Genomic DNA, 1,620 nt, shown 5'->3' with positions numbered 1-1,620 from the left:
GCCCGGTTATCGCCGCGCAAAGCCTCGGAGTTCAAAGCTGGAACCGTTCCTGCCAAGGACTTGTTGCGTTTCCCACGCGATATCAATTCGAATGCCCTCGATCTTGTCCTTAACGACAAGTTGCCAGCGATTATCGTCGCCCACGTAGGGATGTTGGTTCTGGGGCAGTTCGTCGCCAGGGAAGATGAGATTGAGGTCGAGGTCTGAACAAGGCCGTTCCGTCCCTTGTGCGACACTCCCTATAAGCACCACGGCGCAGTCAGGATGAATGGAAGCGCATACCTCAAGCAAGCCAGGAATAATTCTTTGATGGACACTCATCGAACTGCAGCCTAACTATTGATAGACAGAATTTAATTCTGCTTCAACTTATCAGGATTTCTGTCTATTATCAATTGAAAACAATGCATTAGCGTTCACTTTCAGGGTTGTTCAGGGAGACCGACATGACAGCAGATGCTGATCCTCTCCACTCTATCAGGATCATCTAACATGACTATTGTAGTTACTCCTTGACCAGATGCGTCAGCAGTTGAGGACAATGTGAACTCGCTTTGGTGAAACAACTAATGCGTCGAACCGAGCGAAAGATATTTCCGAGAAAATGTATGGCTTCTCAGGACACTTGTAGTATCCGTTTTATGGTTCGTTTTGAATTACTGTCCTGTAAATGACGAGTTTCGCGAACAGAATTAAGTGGGCGGACTGACAGGGACCATTTCCAGATCAGATCGAAGTGATGCTAAACCGTTTAACGGTCGTTTTACTGTTTGGTCTCAAAAACAGAACATCTGTCGGCACTTGAGCCTGTGCTAGTTCGACTGGATAGAGAACCAGTCTTCGGAACCCGGGGGTTCCTCACAGAGAAAGTCTACGCAGAAACCGAGTTGGCCGCTGAAAAATAATTCGCTCGGCAACGATTCCCGGATTTCAACAACGGAAGGACAACAAAAGTGGAGAAAAATCACTTCGTTTTAGACACGGGAAACCGCAGCGGATACAATGAAAGGCAATCCATGCCTGGAGCGGTTCCAGATTGATCCATATGGGAAATCTCGGGGTACAAGATCAACTTCCATCGCATCACTACATGAGTCTGTTTTGCCATTTGTCTCATTTTACTGATTTGCACATTAAATTGGGTCCCAATGAAATAACATCAGGCGGGTAACAAACACGTGAATTGATTTCAGAACGAATCTCATTCACAGTGAGGAGAAGAAATGGAAACCTCGGAGCAAATTGAATCCATTGCCATCCTGTTCCTGGTGATGGCAAATATGCTATTCCTGCTCCTCTATCTGCCTCTCAAACAGGCTGATTTGTGGGAACCAACAAAAGCATTTGGCGTAACGGTCCCCAACTGGAGCTATCACAAAAGCATTCGTGCCTTCTGGCAGAAACGCCAACAGGTTGATCCGCAGATCAGGAAAACAATCTACTGCTATCTGTTCTGTGCTATTGGCTGCTTTGTCCTGTCTCTCATTTTGCTGGCAGTCAGCCTCATATTGCTCCCGGTGAAGTAAGATCCGTCAAAAAATAATCCGGAGCCAAAATTACTTTTTACTCTGCTTCGTGATGTGATACGATTTCCAACGCTGGTTGATAATTTAGAACCGT

The 1,620-nt window shown here is 46.1% G+C and carries 2 protein-coding genes; one reads left to right on the top strand and one right to left on the bottom strand.

The window, feature by feature from the left end; all coding sequences use genetic code 11:
• Window positions 1-6 precede the first annotated feature (6 nt).
• A complete protein-coding gene (locus tag Q0294_RS23365) occupies window positions 7-321 on the bottom strand; it encodes a nucleotidyltransferase domain-containing protein (protein WP_366917903.1) in 315 nt (104 codons plus the stop codon).
• 902 nt (window positions 322-1,223) lie between these two features.
• Here Q0294_RS23365 and Q0294_RS04010 point away from each other — a divergent pair.
• A complete protein-coding gene (locus tag Q0294_RS04010; protein WP_299461166.1) occupies window positions 1,224-1,526 on the top strand; it encodes a hypothetical protein in 303 nt (100 codons plus the stop codon).
• The last annotated feature ends 94 nt before the right edge of the window (window positions 1,527-1,620 follow it).

It is taken from the genome of uncultured Gimesia sp. (genome assembly GCF_937919775.1).
Lineage (GTDB): Bacteria > Planctomycetota > Planctomycetia > Planctomycetales > Planctomycetaceae > Gimesia.
The sequence above is the reverse complement of the archived record's forward strand: the minus strand, read 5'-3'. Positions and strand labels throughout refer to the sequence as shown.